This window comes from Pseudomonas sp. Pseusp10 (assembly GCF_059492225.1).
Genome location: NZ_CP168528.1, coordinates 5,791,673 through 5,815,314 on the forward strand (window position 1 = coordinate 5,791,673; position 23,642 = coordinate 5,815,314).

Here is a 23,642-nt window from a genome sequence, read left to right on the forward strand (position 1 = left end):
GCTCCTTGTCGCGCAGTTACCTCATTACACCAGACCATTGCGTTGTGCCAGTTCGATCAGATCGACCAGAGACCGCGCATTCAGTTTGAGCAGCAGACGGGTCTTGTAGGTACTGACGGTTTTATTACTGAGAAACATTCCATCGGCAATCTCTTTGTTGGTCTTTCCTTTAGCCAACTGTTGCAGGACCATCATTTCCCGCCCCGACAATCGATCAACCATATCGGCCTCACTTGCATTCCCCAGACTGCAACGCACGGTATGCAAGGCTTGATTAGGAAAGTAACTGTAGCCTGACAACACGGCCTTTATTGCACTGAGCAACTCCGTCAGGTCTTGTTGCTTGCATACATAACCGGCCGCACCGGATTGCATGCAACGCATGGAAAAATGCCCCGGCGCCTGGGAAGTCAAAATCAGCACTTTCATCGGCATTGAGGTCGACGACAAACGCGCGATGACTTCCAACCCGTCCAGTTTCGGAATCCCGATATCCAGAATGACAATATCCGGCATAAGTTCACGGGCCAGTTGCAGTGCATCCACACCATTATCGGTTTCTGCAATAACTTCGTAGCCATGACGTTCCATCAGCATACGTACCGCAAGACGAATGACGGGGTGATCATCCACGATCAGCACTTTATTCATGGGCAAGTCCAATTTTCGCTGTTCGAATTTTTAGAGCCCGCACAATAGCCTAGTCGTTTCACCCATGGCATGTCACCCCTTCCAGCCACCTGCACCAAGAGACATCCCCTACAAACAACACGGATTTCTCCTACAAGAAACCCTCGAACGGAATGAGTTGAAAACTGTATCAGCGTCAGTGTGTCGCACTTTTCAGCAGTCGCCTCTATCGATTTACGACCAAAATTTTCCGAGAGCCTGCCTGAACCGTCGCGCCCTGAAAAACATAAGTCTCTAGTCCTCCGTTAAAATGTAACTGACATTTACGCACTCAACATTCACACAAGAAATATCACACACCAAGCATCCAATTACTCTTACAGCAAATAATTTTTTTTGAGCAATCATTAAAACACACCCAACATCCAAAAAAATCGAAGAGCAACCAAACAAACAAAAACACCTGTCAAAACCAGAAAACAATAAAAATCACTACAATAATCGCCACATCAAACTAACGTCATAATCATTCGAGAAAAGACAATCCGGTATGAGTACAGAACATGATAAGAAAACAAATTACCAACCCGATGACAATTATCGCGATATTCGCAGCACTCTCTGAAACTTCGGCGGCCGTTTCGCTCCCCTTCCTTGACCAAGAGGAAAGAGAGCTCTATGTCTGGTTTCTGATCAGCTTTCCGTTTTACTTACTTTTGCTTTTTTTTGCGACACTCAACTTCAACTACAAATCACTTTATGCGCCGTCCGACTTTGAAAAGGGAAAACACTTCATGAAGGTCATGGATGATGTTGGGCGTTCGGAAAAAAAAGCGTCCGGAAAGCCGTCTGAAAACCCCACGCTGGAAACGTCAACGAATGACTGTCAGTCAGCCCGGACGCCCTGTGGCGCACAGGACCCGCCAACAGAGATTGGTCTGCAAACCACCGTCTTTGTTCAGCATCAGCTTCAGTTACCGGAACTTGTAAAAGACCTGTACATCGTCGATGTACGCTGGATGAGCAAAGAGGTCGAGTTTGAAGCGCTGCTGGAGAAAATCCAGAGGCCACAGGAAAAGTCGGCGTACGTGATTCTGTTTGTCACTTGTGCCGTTTCGGAGAAATTACTGAAAGCCAGTGCGCTTGAACACTCAAGGCAGGCCAGCAAGCGCAGTGCCGCCTTTCATGTGGCCTACAATCTGGACTCGCACAGGTTGTCGGTCATTGATCAGGCCTTACAACCGGCAAGCAACAACCCATAGAACAGGCTATTGGCAGGAGAAAAACAGGAAATCGTCAGCGGAAACGAAAACACCCGACAACGTAGTAACTGGCGTCACACCCCGTTTTCAGATGCCTGACCTCGTCGAGGACGAGGTCAGGCACCCATCACGATTTCAAAGGTCTCAGAACAGCTTCCGGCCTTTGTTCGCCGCAATGCGCATGCGCAGGGCATTGAGCTTGATGAAGCCCGCTGCATCCGCCTGGTTGTACGCGCCGCCATCTTCTTCGAAGGTAGCGATGTTGGCGTCGAACAGCGAGTCGTCGGACTTGCGGCCAGTAACGATCACATTGCCCTTGTACAGCTTCAGGCGCACAACGCCGTTTACGTTGACCTGGGACGCATCGATCATCTGTTGCAGCATCAGACGCTCAGGGCTCCACCAGTAGCCGGTGTAGATCAGGCTGGCGTACTTGGGCATCAGCTCGTCTTTGAGGTGAGCCACTTCGCGGTCCAGGGTGATCGATTCGATCGCACGGTGGGCGCGCAGCATGATGGTGCCGCCAGGGGTTTCGTAGCAGCCACGGGACTTCATGCCCACATAGCGGTTCTCGACGATGTCGAGACGGCCGATACCGTGCTCACCACCGATACGGTTCAGGGTCGCCAGCACGGTGGCCGGAGTCATTTCGACGCCGTCCAGCGCGACGATGTCGCCGTTGCGGTAGGTCAGTTCCAGGTACTGAGGCTTGTCTGGAGCGTTTTCCGGGGAAACGGTCCAGCGCCACATGTCTTCTTCGTGCTCGGTCCAGGTGTCTTCCAGCACGCCGCCTTCATAGGAGATGTGCAGCAGGTTGGCATCCATGGAGTACGGGGACTTCTTCTTGCCGTGGCGCTCGATCGGGATCGCGTGCTTATCGGCGTAGTCCATCAGCTTTTCACGGGACAGCAGGTCCCACTCGCGCCACGGAGCGATCACTTTCACACCTGGCTTCAAGGCGTACGCACCGAGTTCGAAACGAACCTGGTCGTTACCCTTGCCGGTGGCGCCATGGGAAATGGCGTCTGCACCGGTTTCGTTGGCAATTTCGATCAGGCGCTTGGCGATCAGCGGACGAGCGATGGAAGTACCCAGCAGGTACTCGCCTTCGTAAACGGTGTTGGCGCGGAACATCGGGAAAACGAAATCGCGCACGAACTCTTCGCGCAAGTCGTCGATGTAGATCTCTTTGACGCCCATGGCCTGAGCCTTGGCGCGTGCAGGTTCGACCTCTTCGCCCTGACCCAGGTCAGCGGTGAAGGTCACCACTTCACAGTTATAAGTATCCTGCAGCCACTTGAGGATCACCGAAGTGTCCAGGCCGCCGGAATATGCCAGAACGACCTTGTTTACGTCCGCCATGCCATCACTCCACGGGGTTCTACGGAAAGCCGTGAAGTCTACCGCTCATGCAGGATAATTTACAGTGGCGCGACAGCTTATGACGACAAAGCGACAGAATCTGTCGAGAGCGCGACGATGACCGAAAAGTCAGGAAGTTGCCGAAGTGGCCGCTTTCGTCGCCTGCGGGGCGACTTGTTCCGTGGGTGCTCCGCGCTCCAGACGTACCGCTACTCGACGGTTCTTCGCGCGGTTGGCGTTGCTGGTATTAGGCGCCAACGGATAACGTTCGCCATGGAAACGCACGGTGATCTGTGACTCCTGGATGCCGTTGGCCTTGAAGAACTCCATCACTGCCAAGGCTCGGCGCCGCGACAGGTCGCGGTTGGTCAGGCGGTTGCCGCTGTTGTCGGAGTGACCGTCGAGTTCGATGTGATTGACCGTCGGATCGGCCTTCATGTACTCCAGCATCACCTGCAGCTTGGCCTTCGCGGCGCGGTCGAGTTCGATTCCGCCGCCTGGGAAGCCGATTTCGGATTGCTTCACCTGCTCGAAGTTCTGCGGCAACAATTTGGCCACGCAACCTTGGTAATCGGCAAAAGCCTTGTTGAACCTGACCGGCAACAAACGCACTTCCGAAACCCGGCCATCCCCCGAGGAATGGCGAACTACCGGGCTGCGACCGTCCATCAGACCGCTGATCAGGCGTCCGGCCTGAACCTGTGAACTGTTGAACAACACGTTGCCGCTGCCGATTCTCACCGTGCCCAGATTGATATCGTCACGCCCCGGTTGCCACGGTGCCGCAGCGGCCAGCAAGGTCGCCGAACCGCCGCCGATCATCGGGTTGTAGGTTTTCAGACGAAAAATAGCCTGCTCGCCGGCACGACGCACGAACTCGCCGGTACCGAAGTCGGTAATCGGTTGCGTCAGACGGCATTCGAACTTGTCTCCTTCGACCGTCCACTCAATGTTCTCCAGACGGGTCTGGAAAGTGAGCGCCATTGCCGGGAGGCTGGCAAACACACTGAACAAGGCTAAATAACGCTGGCGCACGGGAGGCTCCACTGGCTTCTACAACAAAAAGACCGACACACAGATGTTTACGGCATACCTGTTGGATATCGGATGCTTCCTGCAAAACTTGATAGCGAGTGCCTGCAAGAGTCTTTTCCGGTAGCATTCCCTTGAGTTTGACCCGCCTGGAATCCCCTCATGTCCGACCGCCTGACCCTGCTGCGTCCCGACGACTGGCATATTCATCTTCGCGATGGTGCCGTGTTGACCAATACCGTCGCGGATGTCGCGCGCACCTTTGGCCGCGCCATCATCATGCCCAACCTGGTTCCACCGGTGCGCACCGCGGCCGAAGCCGACGGCTATCGCCAGCGGATTCTCGCTGCCCGCCCGGCCGGCAGCTCGTTCGAGCCGCTGATGGTCCTGTACCTGACCGACCGCACCCAGCCTGAAGAAATTCGCGAGGCCAAGGCCAGCGGATTCATTCACGCCGCCAAGCTGTACCCGGCCGGCGCGACCACCAACTCGGACTCTGGCGTCACCAGCATCGACAAGATATTCCCTGCACTCGAGGCCATGGCCGAAGTCGGGATGCCGTTGTTGGTTCACGGTGAGGTCACCCGTGGCGATGTCGACGTGTTCGACCGCGAAAAAATCTTCATCGATGAGCACATGCGCCGTGTGGTCGAACGTTTCCCGACCCTCAAAGTGGTTTTCGAACACATCACCACCGCGGACGCCGTGCAGTTCGTCAACTCGGCTTCGGCCAACGTAGGCGCGACCATCACGGCTCACCACCTGCTGTACAACCGCAACCACATGCTGGTGGGCGGGATTCGGCCGCACTTCTATTGCCTGCCGATCCTCAAGCGCAATACGCACCAGGAAGCCCTGCTCGACGCCGCCACCAGCGGCAGCGAGAAGTTTTTCCTCGGTACCGACTCGGCGCCCCACGCCCAGCACGCCAAGGAGGCGGCCTGCGGTTGCGCCGGTTGCTACACCGCCTTTGCTGCCATCGAGATGTATGCCGAAGCCTTCGAACAGCGCAATGCGCTGGACAAGCTCGAAGCCTTCGCCAGCCTCTACGGCCCTCGGTTCTATGGTCTGCCGGCCAACACCGATCGCATCACCCTGGTCCGCGAAGAATGGACCGCCCCGACCAGCCTGCCGTTTGGCGAGCTGACCGTTATCCCGCTGCGCGCCGGTGAAAAACTGCGCTGGCGCCTGCTGGAGGAACACGCGTGAGTGAAGACCATTTCGACGACGAACTGGAAGGCAATGGCGGCGGAGGCGGCCCTCGTCATCCAATGGCTGCCAGGTTCCGTGGTTACCTGCCGGTTGTCGTCGACGTAGAAACCGGTGGCTTCAACTCAGCCACCGACGCCCTGCTGGAAATCGCCGCGACCACCATCGCCATGGATGAAAAGGGTTTTGTTTATCCGGATCACACCTACTTCTTCCGTGTCGAACCGTTCGAAGGCGCGAACATCGAAGCAGCTGCCCTGGAGTTTACCGGGATCAAGCTCGATCACCCGCTGCGCATGGCCGTGAGTGAAGAGTCTGCCCTGAACGATATCTTCCGCGGCGTGCGCAAGGCCCTCAAGGCCAATGGCTGCAAACGGGCGATCCTGGTCGGGCATAACAGCAGTTTCGACCTGGGCTTCCTGAATGCGGCGGTTGCACGCCTGGACATGAAGCGCAATCCATTCCATCCATTCTCCAGTTTCGATACCGCCACGCTAGCGGGTCTCGCCTACGGCCAGACCGTGTTGGCCAAGGCGTGCCAGGCAGCGGACATCGACTTCGACGGTCGTGAGGCTCACTCGGCCCGCTACGACACCGAAAAGACGGCGGAGCTATTTTGCGGCATCGTCAATCGCTGGAAACAAATGGGTGGCTGGGAAGATTTCAACGACTGATGGCTTTCTGTAGGAGCGAGCCTGCTCGCGATGGTCGTTAACGATAACGCGGGCAGTCTGGTTCCCCGCGGTGTTCTTGAGTCCATCGCGAGCGGGCTCGCTCCTACAGAGACCAAAACAATTCCCGCCCATAAAAAAACCGGCCTCGATGGCCGGTTTTTTTGTACCTGCTTTTTATAGCTGGAGCGTGCGCCTTACAGAGCGGCAGCGTGCTCGGTCAGGTAAGCCGCAACGCCTTCTGGCGAAGCGTTCATGCCTTTGTCGCCTTTTTTCCAGTTGGCAGGGCAGACTTCGCCGTGCTCTTCGTGGAATTGTAGAGCGTCGACCAGACGCAACAGCTCTTCCATGTTACGGCCCAGCGGCAGGTCGTTGATGATCTGCGAGCGGACAACGCCTTTGTCGTCGATCAGGAACGCGCCACGGAAAGCCACACCGTCAGCGGACTGAACGTCGTAGGCCTTCATGATTTCCTGCTTGATGTCGGCAGCCATGGTGTAGCGGACTTCGCCGATACCGCCATTGTTGACCGGGGTGTTACGCCATGCGTTGTGGGTGAAGTGCGAGTCGATCGACACAGCGACCACTTCAACGTTGCGTGCCTTGAACTCGGACATGCGGTTGTCCAGAGCGATCAGCTCGGACGGGCAAACGAAGGTGAAGTCCAGTGGGTAGAAAAACACCAGGCCGTATTTGCCTTTGATCGCCGAAGACAGAGTGAAGCTGTCAACGATCTCGCCATTGCCGAGTACGGCCGGTACGGTGAAGTCAGGGGCTTGTTTGCCTACGAGTACGCTCATTGGATATCTCCTGGTGTAATAGCGTGAGAAACAGGGTTCGCACCAGCCTGCCACCCTGAGGCGACAGCCCTGTGACACGATCCCCGGTCGCAAAAGACTGGCCATCATACACCGCGTGTTTGAGCTGTCTTAGCTGTTTTTTCCCGGGACGGTAAAATCGGCACTCGGCTTTCTTCACTGACTTTGTGCGCCAGACCGTTCGTCAGGAGCACACCCTTATTAGGAAAAGCGCTCTGAAAGCACTTTGACAATCATTCTCGTTAACATTAAGATCCATCGCAATTGAGTCACAATCAGCGACGGTCCTTCCTTATGTATGTTTGCCTCTGCACTGGCGTCACCGACGGTCAAATCCGCGATGCGATCTATGAAGGATGCTGCAGCTACAAGGAAGTCCGTGTGGCCACCGGCGTTGCAAGTCAATGCGGCAAATGTGCCTGCCTCGCCAAGGAAGTGGTCCGCGAGACCCTGACAAAACTGCAAACGGCCCAGGCTGCAATTCCTTTTCCAGCAGAATTTACAGCGGCTTAAATATCGAATTTCAAAGAACCGGACATATGTCCGGTTTTTTTATGCCTCAAAATCAACTAGTTATGCTCTAGACGCGGAACACAAACATTCTTATTCCGATTAATTTTCATTTAAGTTTCAATAACTTAGGTTTGACACTCTTAAATGCGCGGCTCAAACTCTGCTCTATTGACAGCTAATAAAGGGCAGGACCCCATCATGAAAGGCGACGTTACAGTCATCCAGCATCTCAACAAGATCCTCGCCAATGAACTGGTCGCGATCAATCAATACTTCCTGCATGCACGCATGTATGAAGATTGGGGCCTGAACAAGCTCGGCAAGCACGAGTACCACGAATCCATCGACGAGATGAAGCACGCGGACAAGCTGATCAAGCGCATTCTGTTCCTTGAAGGCCTGCCGAACGTCCAGGATTTGGGCAAGCTGCACATCGGCGAACACACCAAGGAAATGCTCGAGTGCGACCTGCGTATCGAACGCATTGGTCACGCAGATCTCAAAGTAGCTATCGCTCATTGCGAAACCGTTGGCGACTTCGGTAGTCGTGAACTGCTTGAAGACATCCTCGAGTCCGAAGAAGAACATATCGACTGGCTGGAAACCCAGTTGGGCCTGATCGATAAAATCGGTATCGAAAACTACCTGCAATCGCAGATGGGCGAAGACGAGTAGGAGCTGCCGCAATAAAAAGCCCCGCCCTCTTTCGAGTGGCGGGGCTTTTTAATACCTGCTGTCTCCGTAGGAGCGAGCTTGCTCGCGATGGACGTTAACGATAACGCGTGCTTCCTGATTAAACGCGTCAACCTCAAATCCATCGCGAGCAAGCTCGCTCCCATAGGAGGTGTCGGTCAGGCTTCGGTCTTGGCAGCAGCGGCCTTGGCGGCGGCTTCCTTGATCAGGCTCTGCAGCGAACCGTCAGCAGCCATTTCAGTCATGATGTCGCTACCGCCGACCAGCTCACCGGCAACCCACAGCTGTGGGAAGGTTGGCCAGTTGGCGTATTTTGGCAGGTTGGCGCGGATTTCCGGGTTCTGCAGGATGTCCACGTACGCAAACTTTTCGCCACACGCCATCACGGCCTGCGCGGCTTTCGCGGAGAAGCCGCACTGCGGGGCATTCGGCGAGCCTTTCATGTAAAGCAGAATGGTGTTGTTGGCAATCTGCTCTTTAATCGTTTCGATGATATCCATGGAGCACCTCGGCTGAACTTTCCGACTCATGGGTCGGCACGGTGGCGCATTGTAACGGAAAGCCGAGCGCCCTGCTTGGTCTCTCCGTCAGACTGATTCAAGCCGCCGCTACGGTCACCGGCACGCCATTGAGCGCGGCATTGCCCGACAACTCGTCAATCTGGCAGTCGTCGGTCAGGTCGTTGGCGCTGGACCCCGGCTGGCTGCTGGCAATCGTCATTTGCACACCCGGCCGCGCATGGCCCCAGCCGTGCGGCAGGCTGACCACTCCCTTCATCATATCCAGACTGCCAAGCACCTCAACCTCAATCACACCCACCCGTGAACTGACCCGCACACGTTGCCCGTCGCTGAGCCCGCGACTGGCCAGATCGTCCGGATGCATCAGCAACTGGTGACGTGGCTTGCCCTTCACCAACCGATGATAGTTATGCATCCATGAGTTGTTGCTGCGCACATGTCGGCGGCCAATCATCAACAACTCGTCGGCGGCCGGCGCCTGCAAGGCTGCGAAGCGCGTCAGGTCAGCGAGAATCGCGGCCGGCGCGGCCTGGATGCGTTGATTGGCCGTCTTCAGGCGTGGTGCCAGGTTGGGCTTGAGCGCTCCCAGATCGACGCCATGGGGATGATCGAACAAAGTCGCCAATGACAGCTTGTGCTCTGAAGTGTCGCCGTACATCCCCATGCGCAGGCCGCGATCGATTATTTGCGCCGGGGCGATGGTCGGCTTCAACTCTTTGCCGGTCCTGGCGGCAAATGCCTTGGCCAGCCCGACGAAGATCTCCCAGTCGTGCAATGCACCTTTGGGTTTGGCGAGGATTGCGCGGTTGAAACGGCTGACGTTGCGCACTGCAAACAGGTTGAACGTCGTGTCGTAATGGTCGTTTTCCAGCGCCGATGTGGACGGCAGGATCAGGTCGGCGTAACGCGTGGTTTCATTGATGTACAAGTCGATACTGACCATGAACTCCAGCCCGTCCAGCGCCTGCTCGAGTTTTCGGCCATTGGGTGTGGACAGCACCGGGTTACCCGCCACGGTGATCAACGCCCGTACCTGCCCGTCCCCTTCGGTGAGCATCTCTTCGGCCAGCGCCGATACCGGCAGCTCTCCGGCGTATTCCGGGCGCCCGGAAACCCGGCTCTGCCACAAGTTGAAATGCCCGCCCGAAGTCGTCGCCACCAGGTCCACCGCCGGCTCAGTGCACAAGGCCCCACCCACGCGATCGAGGTTGCCGGTGACCAGGTTGATCAACTGCACCACCCAGTGGCACAGCGTACCGAAGGCCTGGGTCGAGACGCCCATGCGGCCATAGCAGACTGCACTCGGTGCCGCGGCGAAGTCCCGCGCCAATTGGCGGATCTGTTCCGCTGGTACGGCGCACAACGGGCTCATGGCCTCGGCGGAGAACCGCGCGACGGCCTCCCGCACGTCCTCCAGACCGTCTACGGGCAGATGGCTGTCGCAGGTCAGACCTTCAGCGAACAACGTGTTAAGCAGGCCGAACAACAACGCCGCATCGCCGCCAGGGCGCACGAACAGATGCTGATCGGCAATCGCAGCCGTTTCACTAAGGCGCGGATCGACCACCACCACTTTGCCGCCTCGAGCCTGTATCGCCTTCAAGCGCTTTTCCACATCCGGCACGGTCATGATGCTGCCGTTCGAAGCCAGTGGATTGCCGCCCAGGATCAGCATGAAATCGGTGTGATCGATGTCCGGGATTGGCAGCAACAAACCGTGGCCGTACATCAAATGACTGGTCAGGTGATGGGGCAATTGATCGACCGAGGTGGCAGAAAACCGGTTGCGGGTTTTCAGCAGGCCGAGGAAGTAATTGCTGTGGGTCATCAGCCCGTAATTGTGCACGCTCGGGTTGCCTTGATAGACCGCCACGGCATTTTGCCCGTGACGATCCTGAATGGCGGCGAGGCGTTCGGCGACCAGATTGAATGCCGCTTCCCACTCAATGGGCTGCCACTCATTGCCCACCCGCTGCATGGGCTGATGCAGGCGATCCGGATCGTTCTGAATGTCTTGCAGGGCCACGGCCTTGGGGCAGATGTGCCCACGGCTGAACGTATCCTGGGGGTCGCCCTTGATCGATGTGATCTGGACGTTACCACCTTCGACCTCGGTGGTTTCGATGGTCAGGCCGCAGATGGCTTCGCACAAATGGCATGCACGATGATGGAGAGTCTTGGTCATGGCCAGTCTCTGTCTTGTTATGGGCGGGCAACGTTGGCCACGGAAGCAAAACTATGGCGCCAGACCCGTCACCGCGCCAGCGACGTTCGTCTTGTGAATCGAGGGTCATCAGGCCAGCCGATAGCCGCCAGCGCTCAGTTCGAAGGCAGCCTGGGCGGCGCCTGCAAGTGGATTTCCCGAAGGGATTCAATCGGTCCGTGGGGGCCATGCACACCGGTCAGCTCGCCGATCAGGCGCCAGTGTTCGTCGAGCCCGGCAGTGATGAATGACAGGTCAGAAACCGACTGTCAGCGCACCATTGCCGCCCCGCCTGATTGCCAAGCCCCGAGAGGCCGGTGTACAAATGAGACGCTGCTGTCAGGAAACAGGCTTCAAAAGCGCTACCTCGGTGACCCCGTAGCACCTCTGAAACTCCCTAAAAACTGTAGCCCTATTGGTAAGACGCGACATTTAATTATAAGATCGCGCCTTCCCCTATTTCGTCGCCCCGTGCGGCTTACGCCGCAGGTCTCGCCCGTTGTTCCGTTAAACAAGGCTTTGAGCATCTGCGGTTTGTAGCAAAAAGGTAGTCAATGATGAGCGCAAGGCACTTTCTCTCCCTGATGGATTGCACGCCCGAAGAGCTGGTCAGCGTGATCCGTCGAGGCGTTGAGCTCAAGGACCTGCGTAACCGCGGCGTACTGTTCGAGCCTCTGAAAAATCGCGTCCTGGGGATGATTTTCGAGAAATCCTCGACCCGCACCCGGATCTCCTTCGAGGCCGGCATGATCCAGCTCGGCGGCCAGGCGATCTTCCTGTCGCCCCGTGACACTCAACTGGGCCGTGGCGAGCCGATCGGCGACTGCGCCATTGTCATGTCGAGCATGCTCGACGCAGTGATGATCCGTACCTTTGCCCACAGCAACCTGACCGAATTCGCCGCCAACTCCCGCGTACCGGTAATCAATGGCCTGTCCGACGACCTGCATCCGTGCCAGTTGCTGGCTGACATGCAGACCTTCCTCGAACACCGCGGCTCCATCCAGGGCAAGACCGTGGCCTGGATCGGCGACGGCAACAACATGTGCAACAGCTATATAGAAGCGGCGATCCAGTTCGACTTCCAGTTGCGCGTAGCCTGCCCGGAAGGCTACGAACCCAACCCGGTGTTCCTGGCCAAGGCCGGCGATCGGGTCACCATCGTTCGCGACCCGAAAGATGCCGTACGCGGTGCGCACCTGGTGAGCACCGACGTCTGGACCTCCATGGGCCAGGAAGAGGAAACCGCCAAGCGCCTGCAGCTGTTCGCACCGTATCAGGTCAACTGCGCCCTGCTCGACCTGGCTGCTGAAGACGTGCTGTTCATGCATTGCCTGCCGGCGCACCGCGGCGAAGAAATCAGCGTCGACCTGCTCGATGACAAACGCTCGGTTGCCTGGGATCAAGCCGAAAACCGTCTGCACGCGCAAAAGGCCTTGCTCGAATTCCTCGTTCCGCCTTCGTACCACCACGCATGAGCCAGCCATTACTGCTTAATCTGCGCAACCTCGCCTGCGGTTATCAGGACCAGCGAGTGGTTCAAAACCTCAATCTGCACCTGAACGCGGGCGACATCGGTTGCCTGCTGGGCTCCTCGGGTTGCGGCAAGACCACAACGCTGCGGGCGATTGCCGGTTTCGAGCCGGTGCATGAAGGTGAAATCCAGTTGGCTGGCGAGACGATCTCCAGCGCCGGTTTCACCCTTGCCCCGGAGAAACGTCGCATTGGCATGGTGTTCCAGGACTACGCACTCTTTCCGCATTTGAGCGTGGCCGACAACATCACCTTCGGCATTCGCAAGCATCCGCAAAAGGATCGCGTTACCGAAGAACTGCTGGAACTGGTCAACCTGAAGAACCTCGGCAAGCGCTTCCCCCACGAGCTTTCAGGTGGTCAGCAGCAACGTGTCGCCCTGGCCCGTGCCCTGGCGCCGGAACCGCAACTGTTGCTGCTCGACGAACCGTTCTCCAACCTCGATGGTGAATTGCGCCGCAAGCTCAGCCATGAAGTGCGCGACATCCTCAAGGCCCGTGGCACCAGCGCGATTCTGGTGACTCACGACCAGGAAGAAGCCTTCGCGGTCAGCGACCACGTTGGCGTGTTCAAGGAAGGTCGCCTGGAACAATGGGATACGCCCTACAACCTGTATCACGAACCACTGACACCTTTTGTGGCGAGCTTCATCGGCCAGGGTTATTTCATACGCGGTCAGTTGAACAGCCCGGAATCGGTACAAACCGAGCTGGGTGAGTTGCGCGGCAATCGGGCCTACACCTGGCCGGTAGGCGGTGCCGTGGACGTGCTACTGCGCCCGGACGATATCGTCTATGCACCGGACAGCACACTGAAGGCGCGAATCGCCGGCAAGACATTCCTGGGTGCTTCGACCCTGTATCGCTTGCAGCTGCCGACAGGCGCACAGCTGGAATCGATCTTCCCGAGCCATGTCGATCGTCAGGTTGGGGCGGATGTGGGCATTCGTGTCGCGGCTGAACACCTGGTGTTGTTCCAGGCTTCCGGCAGTACGGCGGCGCAGATTCCGGTTGTTGAATCGGGTGTCCGGCGTTACAGCGCGGCCAGCTGATACACAAAAACCCTGTAGGAGCGAGCTTGCTCGCGAAAAACGTCTGGATAACGCGTTCATTCCGGTTGCACGCGTTATCGTTGTCGTCCATCGCGAGCAAGCTGCTCCCACATTGGGTTTGCGTTAGCCCAACATCAGCGTTCCGCGCGCCACGAGCGTCACATTCCCGCCAATCTTCACCCGCTCCCCTTCCAGCCGACAGAACAACTCCCCACCCCGCGCCGAACGCTGAAAAGCCGTCAGGCTCGACTTGCCCAAACGCTTTGACCAGTACGGAATCAGAAGGCAATGGGTCGATCCGGTCACCGGGTCTTCATTGATGCCGATTGCCGGGGCGAAGTACCGGGAAACAAAGTCGTGCTGCTCACCCCGCGCCGTCACGATGGCGCCCAACCATGGCAACTTCGCCAGGGCGACCATGTCCGGCTTGCAGTCGAGCACCGCTTGCTCGGACTCCAGCACCACAAACAGTTCATTGGAACCCAGCACATCGACAGCCTCAACGCCGAGGGCACGCTCAACATCCAGGGTCACGTCGATTTCCGAGGGAATGATCGCCGGGAAATCCAGCCACAAGCGCTCACCTTCACGGGTCACGCTCAACGGTCCGGATTTGCAGGTGAAGTCCAGTCGCTCGACCGGCTCTTTATAGATTTCAAACAGCACATAGGCGCTAGCCAGCGTCGCGTGACCGCACAATGGCACCTCGGTGGTCGGCGTAAACCAGCGGATGTGCCAGCCCTGCCCTTCGCGCACGACAAATGCCGTTTCGGCGAGGTTGTGCTCGGCGGCAATCTTTTGCATCAACTCATCGGCGAGCCAGGTTTCGAGCCGATAGACCATTGCCGGGTTGCCGCTGAACGGCTGATTGCTGAACGCGTCGACCTGATGAAACTCAAGCTGCATAACCTTCTCCCTTTGTCAGACCGCCGAGCATGCCGCGCTGGCCGCACCGGCACCAGTGACAGAGCAGGCTGATTTTCACCATACAGAGCTGCATTCACTTCGACGCTCATGCACGGCCGATATCGGCAAACTTTGCCTGGGTGTGTTCGGCCAGCACGGCCGGCGCCAGTTCGACTTCCAGTCCGCGCCGGCCAGCACTGACAAAAATGCTGGCGAAGGGCTGGGCTGAATTATCAATGAAGGTACGCAAACGTTTTTTCTGCCCCAGCGGACTGATCCCGCCCAACAGATAACCAGTGGAGCGCTGCGCCGCCGCCGGGTCGGCCATTTCGACCTTTTTCACGCCAGCGGCCTGGGCCAGCCCTTTCAAGTCCAGGCTGCCGACAACCGGCACCACCGCCACCAACAACTCGCCCTTTTCGCTGGCCGCCAGCAAGGTCTTGAACACCTGGGCCGGGTCGAGCCCCAGTTTCTCCGCTGCTTCCAGTCCGTAGGAGGCGGCCTTTGGGTCATGTTCGTAACTGTGTATGCGATGTTCGGCCCGAACCTTTTTCAACAAATCCAATGCGGGGGTCATGGCAGCTCCAGAGTGGGCGGCAGAAGAAAAATACTGCGGCGAATTCTAGGACATTGATCGTTAAAAGGCTCCAGGGCAGCGCATCCATAACGCCATAGCCCAGCCTTCCCAGCACCCAAAGACTCGTTCATTCATGCGACGAATAGTTTATTTATGACCAACGGTTCACTTTCGACCTTTGACAGTAGTGTTTCTTGTCTATATTTTTTCGTTTCTGAAACTGCACGAAACGTCCTACCGCAGCACCCAGCAGTAAACCGCGACCAGGATGGGGATCCTGCCTCGCTGAAAACCGCGCTTCGACCATGATGGAAAAAGCGCCAGACAACAAAAAAAACCGAGGTTTCAATGACAACTGCTTTACAACAACCATCGCTCTCGAGCCAATGCATGGCCGAATTCCTGGGTACGGCGCTGCTGATCTTTTTTGGTACGGGTTGCGTTGCCGCGCTCAAAGTCGCGGGTGCCAGTTTTGGCTTGTGGGAAATCAGCATTATCTGGGGCGTCGGCGTCAGCATGGCGATCTACCTCACCGCCGGAGTTTCCGGGGCACATCTGAACCCCGCAGTCAGCATTGCCCTGAGTATTTTCGCGGACTTCGAAAAGCGTAAATTACCTTTCTACATGCTTGCTCAAGTGGCAGGCGCCTTCTGTGGAGCGCTGTTGGTTTACACGCTTTACAGCAATCTATTCTTCGAATTCGAACAAACTCACCATATGGTTCGCGGAACACAGACCAGCCTTGAATTGGCCTCCGTGTTCTCCACCTTCCCGAATCCTGTGCTGACCACCGCCCAGGCGTTTCTGGTCGAGGTGATCATTACGGCCATCCTGATGGGCGTGATCATGTCCCTGACCGACGACAACAATGGCCTGCCAAAAGGCCCGCTGGCACCGCTGCTGATCGGCCTGCTGATTGCGGTGATCGGCAGCTCGATGGGACCGCTGACCGGTTTTGCCATGAACCCGGCGCGAGACTTCGGCCCTAAACTGATGACTTTCTTCGCTGGCTGGGGTGAAATTTCCTTCACTGGCGGACGCGATATTCCGTATTTCCTGATTCCTGTTTTTGCACCGATTGTCGGTGCCTGCCTCGGTGCTGCCGCCTATCGCGGGCTGATTGCCCGCCATCTGCCCAGCGCCGTGCCTGCTACAAAGGACGCACTACCTGCCATTAACGGCAAACCCAGAACTTCTTGATACCGTTGGCGCGTGCCCCTGCCCTTTGATCGCGCGCCAGACCTCACTCCCTTATTCACCCCAAGGCAATCGACATGACCGACACACAGAATAAGAACTACATCATTGCCCTCGATCAGGGTACGACCAGCTCCCGCGCGATCATTTTCGACCGCGACGCGAACGTGGTCTGCACCGCCCAACGGGAGTTCGCCCAGCATTACCCGCAAGCCGGCTGGGTCGAGCATGACCCGATGGAAATCTTCGCCACCCAAAGCGCCGTGATGGTCGAGGCCCTGGCACAAGCCGGCCTGCACCACGACCAGGTGGCAGCCATCGGTATCACCAACCAGCGCGAAACCACCGTGGTGTGGGACAAGAACACCGGCCGCCCGATCTACAACGCAATCGTCTGGCAATGCCGACGCAGCACCGAGATCTGCCAGCAGCTCAAACGCGATGGTCACGAGCAATACATCAGCGAAACCACTGGCCTGGTCACCGACCCCTACTTCTCCGGCACCAAGCTCAAGTGGATCCTCGACAATGTCGAAGGCAGCCGCGAACGCGCGCGCAACGGCGAGCTGCTGTTCGGCACCGTCGACAGCTGGCTGATCTGGAAATTTACCGGCGGCAAGGTGCATGTCACCGACTACACCAACGCTTCGCGCACCATGCTCTTCAACATCCACACCCTGGAGTGGGACGCGAAGATGCTGGAGATGCTGGATATTCCGCGCGAAATGCTGCCGGAAGTTAAATCGTCCTCGGAAATTTATGGCCATACCAAAAGCGGCATCGCCATCGGCGGCATTGCCGGTGACCAGCAAGCTGCCCTGTTCGGACAGATGTGCGTCGAGCCAGGCCAGGCGAAAAACACCTACGGCACTGGCTGCTTCCTGCTGATGAACACCGGTGACAAGGCGGTGAAATCCCGACACGGCATGCTGACCACCATCGCTTGCGGCCCACGTGGCGAAGTGGCCTACGCACTGGAAGGCGCGGTGTTCAACGGCGGTTCTACCGTGCAGTGGCTGCGTGACGAACTGAAAATCATCAACGACGCCCACGACACCGAATACTTCGCCAACAAGGTCAAGGACAGCAACGGTGTGTACCTGGTGCCGGCCTTCACCGGTCTTGGCGCTCCCTACTGGGACCCGTACGCCCGTGGCGCACTGTTTGGCCTGACCCGCGGTGTACGCGTGGATCACATCATTCGTGCCGCGCTCGAGTCGATTGCCTACCAGACCCGCGATGTGCTGGACGCCATGCAGCAGGACTCCGGCGAACGCCTCAAGGCCCTGCGCGTGGATGGCGGCGCGGTGGCCAACAACTTCCTCATGCAGTTCCAGGCCGACATCCTCGGCACCCAGGTCGAGCGCCCGCAAATGCGCGAAACCACCGCACTCGGCGCCGCTTACCTGGCAGGCCTGGCCTGTGGCTTCTGGGGCAGCCTGGAAGAGCTGCGTGGCAAGGCCGTGATCGAGCGCCAGTTCGAGCCGACCCTGGATGAAGCTGCGAAGGAAAAACTCTACGCCGGCTGGAAAAAAGCCGTCAGCCGCACCCGCAATTGGGAGGCTGAAGACGCGGCTGAATAAGCCAGGCCCCAGACTCGTATCTGGTTGTAACTGGTAGGGAGCGGATTCCTGCGGCATCATGGGCAAATTTTGCACGGCAGCCCAAAGGACGCCCCATGAATCTGCCTCCCCGTCAGCAGCAAATCCTCGAACTGGTCCGCGAACGCGGCTATGTCAGCATCGAGGAAATGGCCACGTTGTTCGTTGTTACACCGCAGACCATCCGCCGCGATATCAATCAGCTCGCGGAATCCAATTTGTTGCGTCGCTACCACGGTGGCGCCGCCTATGATTCCAGTGTCGAAAACACCGCCTACGCCATGCGCGCCGATCAGATGCGCGACGAGAAACAGCGTATCGGCGAAGCCATTGCCGCGCAGATTCCCGACCATGCCTCGTTGTTCATCAACATCGGCACCACCACCGAATCCATTGCCCGGGCACTGCTCAACCACAGTCACCTGAAGATCATCACCAACAATCTGCATGTGGCGTCGATGCTCAGCGCCAAGGACGACTTCGACGTGCTGCTGACCGGTGGCAACGTACGGCGCGACGGCGGTGTGGTGGGCCAGGCCAGTGTCGACTTCATCAACCAGTTCAAGGTCGATTTCGCCCTGGTGGGCATCAGTGGTATCGATGAGGACGGTAGCCTGCTGGATTTCGACTATCAGGAAGTGCGGGTATCCCAGGCGATCATCGCCAATGCCCGACAAGTGATCCTCGCAGCCGACTCCAGCAAGTTCGGGCGCAACGCCATGATTCGCCTGGGGCCGATCAGCCTGGTCGATTGTCTGGTCACCGATCAGCAGCCTTCGCCAGCGCTGGCGCAGCTGCTGAACCAGCACAAGGTTCGGCTGGAAGTCGTTTAACCCCACCATCTCCAGTGCCTACACTGGCGCTATCGCGGGCAAGCCCGCTCCCACAGGCACGTGTGATCCTTGTGGGAGCGGGCTTGCCCGCGAAGACGATCGCACATACAGCCCCCCTCTTGCGCCATAACGCGCATCAAAATGTTCGTAAATTTTCCTTTAACGGCCCTTCGATGAGTATTTTCAATCGAAGCTGACTGGCTGTGCGCCTCTTTATGGGCTAGTATTTTCGCAAATGAACATTAATGTTCGATTTCAAATACAGAACATAAAAGAATTCCGAGGCCGAGCCGATGCCCACTTCCACCTTGTCTACGCCCCCTCTCGCCGAGGTTTACGATATCGCCGTCATCGGTGGCGGGATCAATGGCGTGGGGATCGCAGCGGATGCTGCCGGTCGCGGCCTATCGGTGTTCCTTTGTGAAAAGGATGACCTGGCCAGCCATACTTCGTCGGCCAGCAGCAAGCTGATCCACGGCGGCCTGCGCTACCTCGAACATTACGAATTTCGCCTGGTGCGTGAAGCCCTGGCCGAACGTGAAGTGCTGCTGGCCAAAGCACCGCACATCGTCAAGCAAATGCGCTTCGTGCTGCCACACCGCCCGCACCTGCGCCCGGCGTGGATGATCCGTGCCGGTCTGTTCCTCTATGACAACCTGGGCAAACGCGAGCAACTGCAAGGTTCGAAAAGCCTGAAGTTCGGCCCCGACAGCGCGCTCAAAAGTGAGATCACCAAGGGTTTCGAATACTCCGATTGCTGGGTCGACGATGCGCGACTGGTGGTGTTGAACGCCATGGCCGCCCGGGAAAAAGGCGCCCACGTTCACACCCGGACCCGCTGCGTCAGCGCGCGGCGTACCAAGGGCCTCTGGCACCTGCATCTGGAACGCGCCGATGGCAGCCTGTTTTCGATCCGCGCCAAGGCATTGGTCAATGCGGCCGGGCCCTGGGTCGCCAGGTTCATTCGTGATGACTTGAAGATGGAATCGCCATATGGCATCCGCCTGATCCAGGGCAGCCACCTGATCGTGCCGAAACTGTACGAAGGCGAACACGCGCACATCCTGCAAAACGAAGATCAGCGCATCGTGTTCACCATTCCGTACCTGAACCGCTTCACCCTGATCGGCACCACCGACCGCGAGTACACCGGCGATCCGGCTGCCGTTGCAATTACCGACGGCGAAACCGATTACCTGTTGAACGTGGTCAACGCCCACTTCAAAAAGCAAATCAGTCGCGACGACATCCTGCACAGCTATTCCGGCGTGCGCCCGCTGTGCAACGACGAATCCGACAACCCGTCGGCCGTGACCCGCGATTACACCCTGGCGCTGTCGGGCTCTGGTGAAGAAGCTCCGTTGCTGTCGGTATTCGGCGGCAAACTCACCACTTATCGCAAACTGGCCGAGTCGGCGCTGGCGCAACTGGCACCGTACTTCAAGCACATCAAGCCAAGCTGGACCGCCAACGCCACGCTACCGGGCGGTGAAGACATGACCACCCCGCAAGCCTTGACCTCGCGTATCCGCGACAGATTCGACTGGGTACCGAGCGAGATCGCTCGCCGCTGGGCCACCACCTACGGCAGCCGTACCTGGCGCATGCTCGAAGGCGTACAGGATCTCAGCGATCTGGGTGAACACATCGGCGGCGGTCTCTACACCCGTGAAGTCGACTATTTGTGCAGCGAAGAATGGGCAACCAGCGCCCACGATATCCTCTGGCGTCGTAGCAAGCTCGGTTTGTTCACGACGGTGGCCGAACAGGAAAAGCTCAAGGACTACCTGAACAAGGTCGAACAGAACCGCAGCAAGATCGAAGCGGCCTGATCGAGACACGTAACAAAAAAAAGCCCCTGAATCTCACGATTCAGGGGCTTTTTCGTATCGATGGATTTCAGTCGCGCAAATCCGATTCGTGAATGGGCTGCTCACGGTGGGTCGCCCGCTGATACTGCGCCGGCCACACGGCCTTGTGCCCGCCCAGATCGTCATCTGCATGCAGCGCCCAGTACGGATCGCGCAACAACTCACGGGCCAGGAAGATGATATCGGCCTGACAGGTGCGCAGGATGTGCTCGGCCTGGGCCGGCTCGGTGATCATGCCAACGGTGCCGGTGGCCATGCCCGACTCCTTGCGTACACGCTCGGCGAAGCGGGTCTGATAACCCGGCCCTGTGGGAATCTCCGCATTCGCCGCCGTCCCGCCCGACGATACATCGATCAGGTCCACGCCCAGGTCTTTCAGGCGGCGCGCCAACTCCACGGTCTCATCAGGGTTCCAGCCATCTTCCACCCAGTCGGTGGCCGAGACCCGGACAAACACCGGCAACTCTTCAGGCCACACCGCACGCACCGCTTCGGTGACCTGAAGCACCAGCCGAATGCGATTTTCGAACGAACCGCCATATTGATCGCGACGCTGATTGCTCAACGGCGACAGGAACTGGTGCAGCAGGTAACCATGGGCTGCGTGAACTTCGACCACCTTGAAACCGGCAATCAGAGAGCGCTTTGCTGCGTCGACAAACGCCTGGACCACCTTGGCGATCTCGCCGTCATCCAGTTGTCTGGGTTGCGTGTGCTGTGGGTCGAACGCAATGGGTGAAGGTCCGACCGGCACCCAGCCGCCATCGTTGGGTTTGACGCTGCCGTGTTTGCCAAGCCATGGCCGGTAGGTACTGGCCTTGCGCCCGGCATGGGCCAATTGAATGCCGGCAACGGCGCCCTGGGCGCTGATGAAGCGGGTGATGCGTTGCAGGGGTTCGATCTGCTCGTCATTCCACAGACCAAGGTCCTGAGCGGTGATACGCCCGTCGGCGGTGACCGCCGTGGCTTCGGTAAACACCAGCCCTGCCCCGCCGACAGCACGGCTGCCGAGGTGGACCAGGTGCCAGTCATTGGCCAGGCCATCGGCGCAGGAATACTGGCACATCGGCGATACCGCGATGCGGTTGGGCAGGGTCAATTGGCGAATGGTAAAGGGTTCAAGCAGCAGACTCATGGGGCACCTCTCGAATCAGTGGGCAGGCTCCAGGTTCTGTTTGAATAGTCGACGAGTGACAGGAAAAAGGTACAACACCCGCCCCCGCGGGCAAAAAATTCGACAAGACGTCACAAGGCTAAAATCAAGCAGTGTTTAGAGCCTAGTCGACATCGGGGGATGTTGCCCTTTGTAGGAGCGAGCTCGCTCGCGATGGACGACAGGATACCGCGGGGTATCAGGTCCCCAGCGCCATCGTTCACGTCCATCGCGAGCAAGCTCGCTCCTACAGAGGGTCAACGCGGTTCGATGTGGGCAATCATCAATTGAACCGTCTCATTGCCACGAAACTCGTTGAGGTCGAGTTTGTAGGCCAGTTCCACCCACTTGATGGTCGGATTCGGCCAGATGTCGCGGTCGATCCCGAAGGCAATGCCGTCGAGTTTCACCGAACCACATTCACTTTTGAGCACGACTTTGAGGTGCCGTTCGCCAACAACGCGCTGCTCGACCAACTGGAACACCCCATGAAACAACGGCTCCGGGAAGTGCTGCCCCCATGGGCCGGCATGCCGCAGGGCACGGGCCAGTTCCAGGTGAAACTCTTCCACCGCCAGGGTGCCGTCCGACAGCAGGCGGCCAGTCAGGTCTTCCTCGCGCAGTTGCCGGCGCACTTCAGCGTCAAAAGCTTCGGCGAACAAAGGGAAATTCGCTTCCGGCAGCGTCAGGCCAGCCGCCATGGCGTGGCCACCGTACTTGGTGATCAGGTTCGGATGTTGCGCCGCCACCACACTCAAGGCGTCGCGGATGTGAAAGCCCTGGACCGAACGCCCCGAGCCTTTGAGCAGGCCATCTCCGGCATCGGCAAAGGCGATGGTCGGGCGGAAATAGCGCTCTTTCATCCGTGACGCGAGGATACCGATGACGCCCTGATGCCACTCGGGATCGAACAGGCACAAGCCGAACGGCATCGACTCCACTGGCAGATCCTTGAGCTGCGCCAGCGCTTCGCGCTGCATGCCCTGCTCGATGGACTTTCGATCCTGGTTCATGCCGTCCAATTGAGCAGCCATCTCACGGGCCAGACCTGAGTCTTCGGTCAGCAGGCATTCAATGCCCAGGCTCATGTCATCCAGGCGCCCCGCCGCGTTCAGGCGCGGGCCGACAATGAAGCCCAGGTCGGTGGAGGTGATGCGCGCATGATCGCGCTTGGCCACTTCGAGGATCGCCTTGATCCCCGGCCGGGCACGTCCGGCACGAATCCGTTCCAGGCCCTGATGCACCAGAATCCGGTTGTTGGCATCCAGCGGCACCACGTCGGCCACGCTGCCCAAGGCCACCAGATCGAGCAATTCGCCGATATTCGGCTGCGGCTTGCTTGTGTACCAGCCGAGTTCGCGCAATCGCGCACGCAGGGCCATCAGCACATAGAAAATCACCCCGACACCGGCCAGTGCCTTGCTCGGGAACGCGCAACCCGGCTGGTTCGGATTGACGATGGCGTCGGCCAACGGCAGTTCGTCGCCGGGCAAGTGGTGGTCGGTGACGAGCACCTTGAGCCCGGCCTTTTTCGCCGCGGCCACGCCATCGACGCTGGAGATGCCATTGTCCACGGTGATCAGCAGATGAGGCTGGCGCTCCAGCGCCACCGCGACGATTTCCGGTGTCAGGCCATAGCCGTAGTCGAAACGGTTAGGCACCAGGTAATCAACATGTGCAGCACCCAACAGGCGCAAACCCAGGGTGCCCACGGTGCTGGCCGTCGCACCGTCGGCATCGAAGTCGCCGACGATCAGAATGCGCTGACGCTGTTCGAGCGCCGTCACCAGCAGGTCCACGGCGGCATCGATACCCTTGAGTTGCTGGAACGGAATCAACCGCGCCAGGCTCTTGTCCAGTTCAGCCTCGGATTGCACGCCCCGCGCCGCGTACAGGCGGGTCAGCAGCGGTGGAATATCACCGAGGAATGGCAGGGTATCGGGCAGCAGGCGAGGTTCGATGCGCATGGGGTGACAGGGGCTTCTCTTGAATACGTAGGATAAAAC

Annotated in this window: 21 protein-coding genes; 11 read left to right on the forward strand and 10 right to left on the reverse strand. The window is 58.3% G+C overall.

The features are described from left to right. Window positions 1-24 precede the first annotated feature (24 nt). A complete protein-coding gene (locus tag ACEN8Z_RS26295) occupies window positions 25-651 on the reverse strand; it encodes a response regulator transcription factor (RefSeq protein WP_007997493.1) in 627 nt (208 codons plus the stop codon). 542 nt (window positions 652-1,193) lie between these two features. Here ACEN8Z_RS26295 and ACEN8Z_RS26300 point away from each other — a divergent pair. Continuing rightward, window positions 1,194-1,892 carry a hypothetical protein gene (locus ACEN8Z_RS26300; protein WP_495596144.1) on the forward strand — a complete coding sequence of 233 codons (699 nt, stop codon included), beginning with the start codon at window positions 1,194-1,196 and terminating at the stop codon, window positions 1,890-1,892. Between the two features lie 144 nt (window positions 1,893-2,036). Here ACEN8Z_RS26300 and ACEN8Z_RS26305 read toward each other — a convergent pair whose 3' ends face one another. Then, the gene (locus ACEN8Z_RS26305; protein WP_007985864.1) at window positions 2,037-3,254 is read right to left on the reverse strand and encodes an argininosuccinate synthase; all 1,218 of its coding nucleotides are present in this window, start codon (window positions 3,252-3,254) and stop codon (window positions 2,037-2,039) included. A 129-nt stretch (window positions 3,255-3,383) separates the two neighbouring features. Then, window positions 3,384-4,289, reverse strand: coding sequence for a flagellar protein MotY (locus tag ACEN8Z_RS26310; RefSeq protein WP_495596145.1), 906 nt, complete (start codon window positions 4,287-4,289; stop codon window positions 3,384-3,386). Between the two features lie 159 nt (window positions 4,290-4,448). Between ACEN8Z_RS26310 and pyrC the strand changes: the two genes are divergently transcribed. Beyond that, a complete protein-coding gene (gene pyrC, locus ACEN8Z_RS26315; protein ID WP_495596146.1) occupies window positions 4,449-5,495 on the forward strand; it encodes a dihydroorotase in 1,047 nt (348 codons plus the stop codon). Beyond that, the gene (rnt, locus tag ACEN8Z_RS26320) at window positions 5,492-6,169 is read left to right on the forward strand and encodes a ribonuclease T (protein ID WP_007997489.1); all 678 of its coding nucleotides are present in this window, start codon (window positions 5,492-5,494) and stop codon (window positions 6,167-6,169) included. The genes pyrC and rnt overlap by 4 nt, the downstream gene beginning before the upstream one ends. A 194-nt stretch (window positions 6,170-6,363) precedes the next feature. Here the strand turns inward: rnt and ACEN8Z_RS26325 are convergent, their stop codons facing one another. Beyond that, the gene (locus ACEN8Z_RS26325; RefSeq protein WP_007971324.1) at window positions 6,364-6,966 is read right to left on the reverse strand and encodes a peroxiredoxin; all 603 of its coding nucleotides are present in this window, start codon (window positions 6,964-6,966) and stop codon (window positions 6,364-6,366) included. Between the two features lie 312 nt (window positions 6,967-7,278). On the opposite strand from ACEN8Z_RS26325, the gene ACEN8Z_RS26330 reads away from it, so the two are divergent. Both ACEN8Z_RS26330 and bfr read left to right on the forward strand, forming a co-directional pair. Continuing rightward, window positions 7,279-7,497, forward strand: a complete 219-nt coding sequence (locus ACEN8Z_RS26330) for a bacterioferritin-associated ferredoxin (RefSeq protein ID WP_008053520.1) — start codon at window positions 7,279-7,281, stop codon at window positions 7,495-7,497. Window positions 7,498-7,695: 198 nt separating this feature from the next. After that, window positions 7,696-8,172 (forward strand): bacterioferritin, encoded by a 477-nt coding sequence (bfr, locus tag ACEN8Z_RS26335; protein WP_007997488.1) that lies wholly within the window; start codon window positions 7,696-7,698, stop codon window positions 8,170-8,172. Window positions 8,173-8,348: 176 nt separating this feature from the next. Here the strand turns inward: bfr and grxD are convergent, their stop codons facing one another. Further along, the gene (gene grxD / locus ACEN8Z_RS26340) at window positions 8,349-8,690 is read right to left on the reverse strand and encodes a Grx4 family monothiol glutaredoxin (RefSeq protein WP_204932209.1); all 342 of its coding nucleotides are present in this window, start codon (window positions 8,688-8,690) and stop codon (window positions 8,349-8,351) included. Window positions 8,691-8,787: 97 nt separating this feature from the next. Next, window positions 8,788-10,896 (reverse strand): molybdopterin oxidoreductase family protein, encoded by a 2,109-nt coding sequence (locus ACEN8Z_RS26345; RefSeq protein WP_495596147.1) that lies wholly within the window; start codon window positions 10,894-10,896, stop codon window positions 8,788-8,790. 575 nt (window positions 10,897-11,471) lie between these two features. Between ACEN8Z_RS26345 and argF the strand changes: the two genes are divergently transcribed. Next, window positions 11,472-12,392, forward strand: a complete 921-nt coding sequence (gene argF / locus ACEN8Z_RS26350; RefSeq protein ID WP_033052334.1) for an ornithine carbamoyltransferase — start codon at window positions 11,472-11,474, stop codon at window positions 12,390-12,392. Next, window positions 12,389-13,498 (forward strand): ABC transporter ATP-binding protein, encoded by a 1,110-nt coding sequence (locus ACEN8Z_RS26355; protein ID WP_495596148.1) that lies wholly within the window; start codon window positions 12,389-12,391, stop codon window positions 13,496-13,498. The genes argF and ACEN8Z_RS26355 overlap by 4 nt, the downstream gene beginning before the upstream one ends. A 123-nt stretch (window positions 13,499-13,621) precedes the next feature. Here the strand turns inward: ACEN8Z_RS26355 and ACEN8Z_RS26360 are convergent, their stop codons facing one another. Continuing rightward, window positions 13,622-14,404 (reverse strand): PhzF family phenazine biosynthesis protein, encoded by a 783-nt coding sequence (locus tag ACEN8Z_RS26360; RefSeq protein WP_495596149.1) that lies wholly within the window; start codon window positions 14,402-14,404, stop codon window positions 13,622-13,624. Between the two features lie 106 nt (window positions 14,405-14,510). Then, window positions 14,511-14,981, reverse strand: a complete 471-nt coding sequence (gene ybaK / locus ACEN8Z_RS26365) for a Cys-tRNA(Pro) deacylase (protein WP_495596150.1) — start codon at window positions 14,979-14,981, stop codon at window positions 14,511-14,513. Window positions 14,982-15,329: 348 nt separating this feature from the next. Between ybaK and ACEN8Z_RS26370 the strand changes: the two genes are divergently transcribed. The 4 genes from ACEN8Z_RS26370 (at window position 15,330) to glpD (ending at window position 20,444) form a co-directional block, all read left to right on the forward strand. Next, complete coding sequence (locus ACEN8Z_RS26370; protein ID WP_495596151.1) at window positions 15,330-16,181, forward strand: MIP/aquaporin family protein; 852 nt, start codon at window positions 15,330-15,332, stop codon at window positions 16,179-16,181. A 74-nt stretch (window positions 16,182-16,255) separates the two neighbouring features. Further along, the gene (gene glpK, locus ACEN8Z_RS26375; protein WP_495596152.1) at window positions 16,256-17,761 is read left to right on the forward strand and encodes a glycerol kinase GlpK; all 1,506 of its coding nucleotides are present in this window, start codon (window positions 16,256-16,258) and stop codon (window positions 17,759-17,761) included. 95 nt (window positions 17,762-17,856) lie between these two features. Further along, window positions 17,857-18,612 (forward strand): DeoR/GlpR family transcriptional regulator, encoded by a 756-nt coding sequence (locus ACEN8Z_RS26380; RefSeq protein WP_495596153.1) that lies wholly within the window; start codon window positions 17,857-17,859, stop codon window positions 18,610-18,612. Between the two features lie 293 nt (window positions 18,613-18,905). After that, window positions 18,906-20,444, forward strand: a complete 1,539-nt coding sequence (gene glpD, locus ACEN8Z_RS26385) for a glycerol-3-phosphate dehydrogenase (protein ID WP_495596154.1) — start codon at window positions 18,906-18,908, stop codon at window positions 20,442-20,444. A gap of 67 nt (window positions 20,445-20,511) precedes the next feature. Here the strand turns inward: glpD and ACEN8Z_RS26390 are convergent, their stop codons facing one another. Further along, entirely contained in the window at window positions 20,512-21,618 is a 1,107-nt protein-coding gene (locus ACEN8Z_RS26390; protein ID WP_495596155.1) for an NADH:flavin oxidoreductase/NADH oxidase, read from the reverse strand. A 275-nt stretch (window positions 21,619-21,893) separates the two neighbouring features. Then, window positions 21,894-23,603, reverse strand: coding sequence for a single-stranded-DNA-specific exonuclease RecJ (gene recJ / locus ACEN8Z_RS26395; RefSeq protein ID WP_007998513.1), 1,710 nt, complete (start codon window positions 23,601-23,603; stop codon window positions 21,894-21,896). Between the last annotated feature and the right edge of the window lie 39 nt (window positions 23,604-23,642).

Excerpts from the sequence above, each read along its gene's own strand:
- ACEN8Z_RS26360 (WP_495596149.1), bottom strand. The coding sequence starts at position 14,404 with ATGCAGCTTGAGTTTCATCAGGTCGACGCGTTCAGCAATCAGCCGTTC.
- ACEN8Z_RS26305 (WP_007985864.1), bottom strand. The coding sequence starts at position 3,254 with ATGGCGGACGTAAACAAGGTCGTTCTGGCATATTCCGGCGGCCTGGAC.
- ACEN8Z_RS26330 (WP_008053520.1), top strand. The coding sequence starts at position 7,279 with ATGTATGTTTGCCTCTGCACTGGCGTCACCGACGGTCAAATCCGCGAT.
- bfr (WP_007997488.1), top strand. The coding sequence starts at position 7,696 with ATGAAAGGCGACGTTACAGTCATCCAGCATCTCAACAAGATCCTCGCC.
- ACEN8Z_RS26380 (WP_495596153.1), top strand. The coding sequence starts at position 17,857 with ATGAATCTGCCTCCCCGTCAGCAGCAAATCCTCGAACTGGTCCGCGAA.
- ACEN8Z_RS26390 (WP_495596155.1), bottom strand. The coding sequence starts at position 21,618 with ATGAGTCTGCTGCTTGAACCCTTTACCATTCGCCAATTGACCCTGCCC.
- glpK (WP_495596152.1), top strand. The coding sequence starts at position 16,256 with ATGACCGACACACAGAATAAGAACTACATCATTGCCCTCGATCAGGGT.
- ACEN8Z_RS26295 (WP_007997493.1), bottom strand. The coding sequence starts at position 651 with ATGAATAAAGTGCTGATCGTGGATGATCACCCCGTCATTCGTCTTGCG.
- ACEN8Z_RS26370 (WP_495596151.1), top strand. The coding sequence starts at position 15,330 with ATGACAACTGCTTTACAACAACCATCGCTCTCGAGCCAATGCATGGCC.
- ACEN8Z_RS26325 (WP_007971324.1), bottom strand. The coding sequence starts at position 6,966 with ATGAGCGTACTCGTAGGCAAACAAGCCCCTGACTTCACCGTACCGGCC.
- grxD (WP_204932209.1), bottom strand. The coding sequence starts at position 8,690 with ATGGATATCATCGAAACGATTAAAGAGCAGATTGCCAACAACACCATT.
- pyrC (WP_495596146.1), top strand. The coding sequence starts at position 4,449 with ATGTCCGACCGCCTGACCCTGCTGCGTCCCGACGACTGGCATATTCAT.
- recJ (WP_007998513.1), bottom strand. The coding sequence starts at position 23,603 with ATGCGCATCGAACCTCGCCTGCTGCCCGATACCCTGCCATTCCTCGGT.
- argF (WP_033052334.1), top strand. The coding sequence starts at position 11,472 with ATGAGCGCAAGGCACTTTCTCTCCCTGATGGATTGCACGCCCGAAGAG.
- ACEN8Z_RS26300 (WP_495596144.1), top strand. The coding sequence starts at position 1,194 with ATGATAAGAAAACAAATTACCAACCCGATGACAATTATCGCGATATTC.
- ACEN8Z_RS26345 (WP_495596147.1), bottom strand. The coding sequence starts at position 10,896 with ATGACCAAGACTCTCCATCATCGTGCATGCCATTTGTGCGAAGCCATC.
- glpD (WP_495596154.1), top strand. The coding sequence starts at position 18,906 with ATGCCCACTTCCACCTTGTCTACGCCCCCTCTCGCCGAGGTTTACGAT.
- ybaK (WP_495596150.1), bottom strand. The coding sequence starts at position 14,981 with ATGACCCCCGCATTGGATTTGTTGAAAAAGGTTCGGGCCGAACATCGC.
- ACEN8Z_RS26355 (WP_495596148.1), top strand. The coding sequence starts at position 12,389 with ATGAGCCAGCCATTACTGCTTAATCTGCGCAACCTCGCCTGCGGTTAT.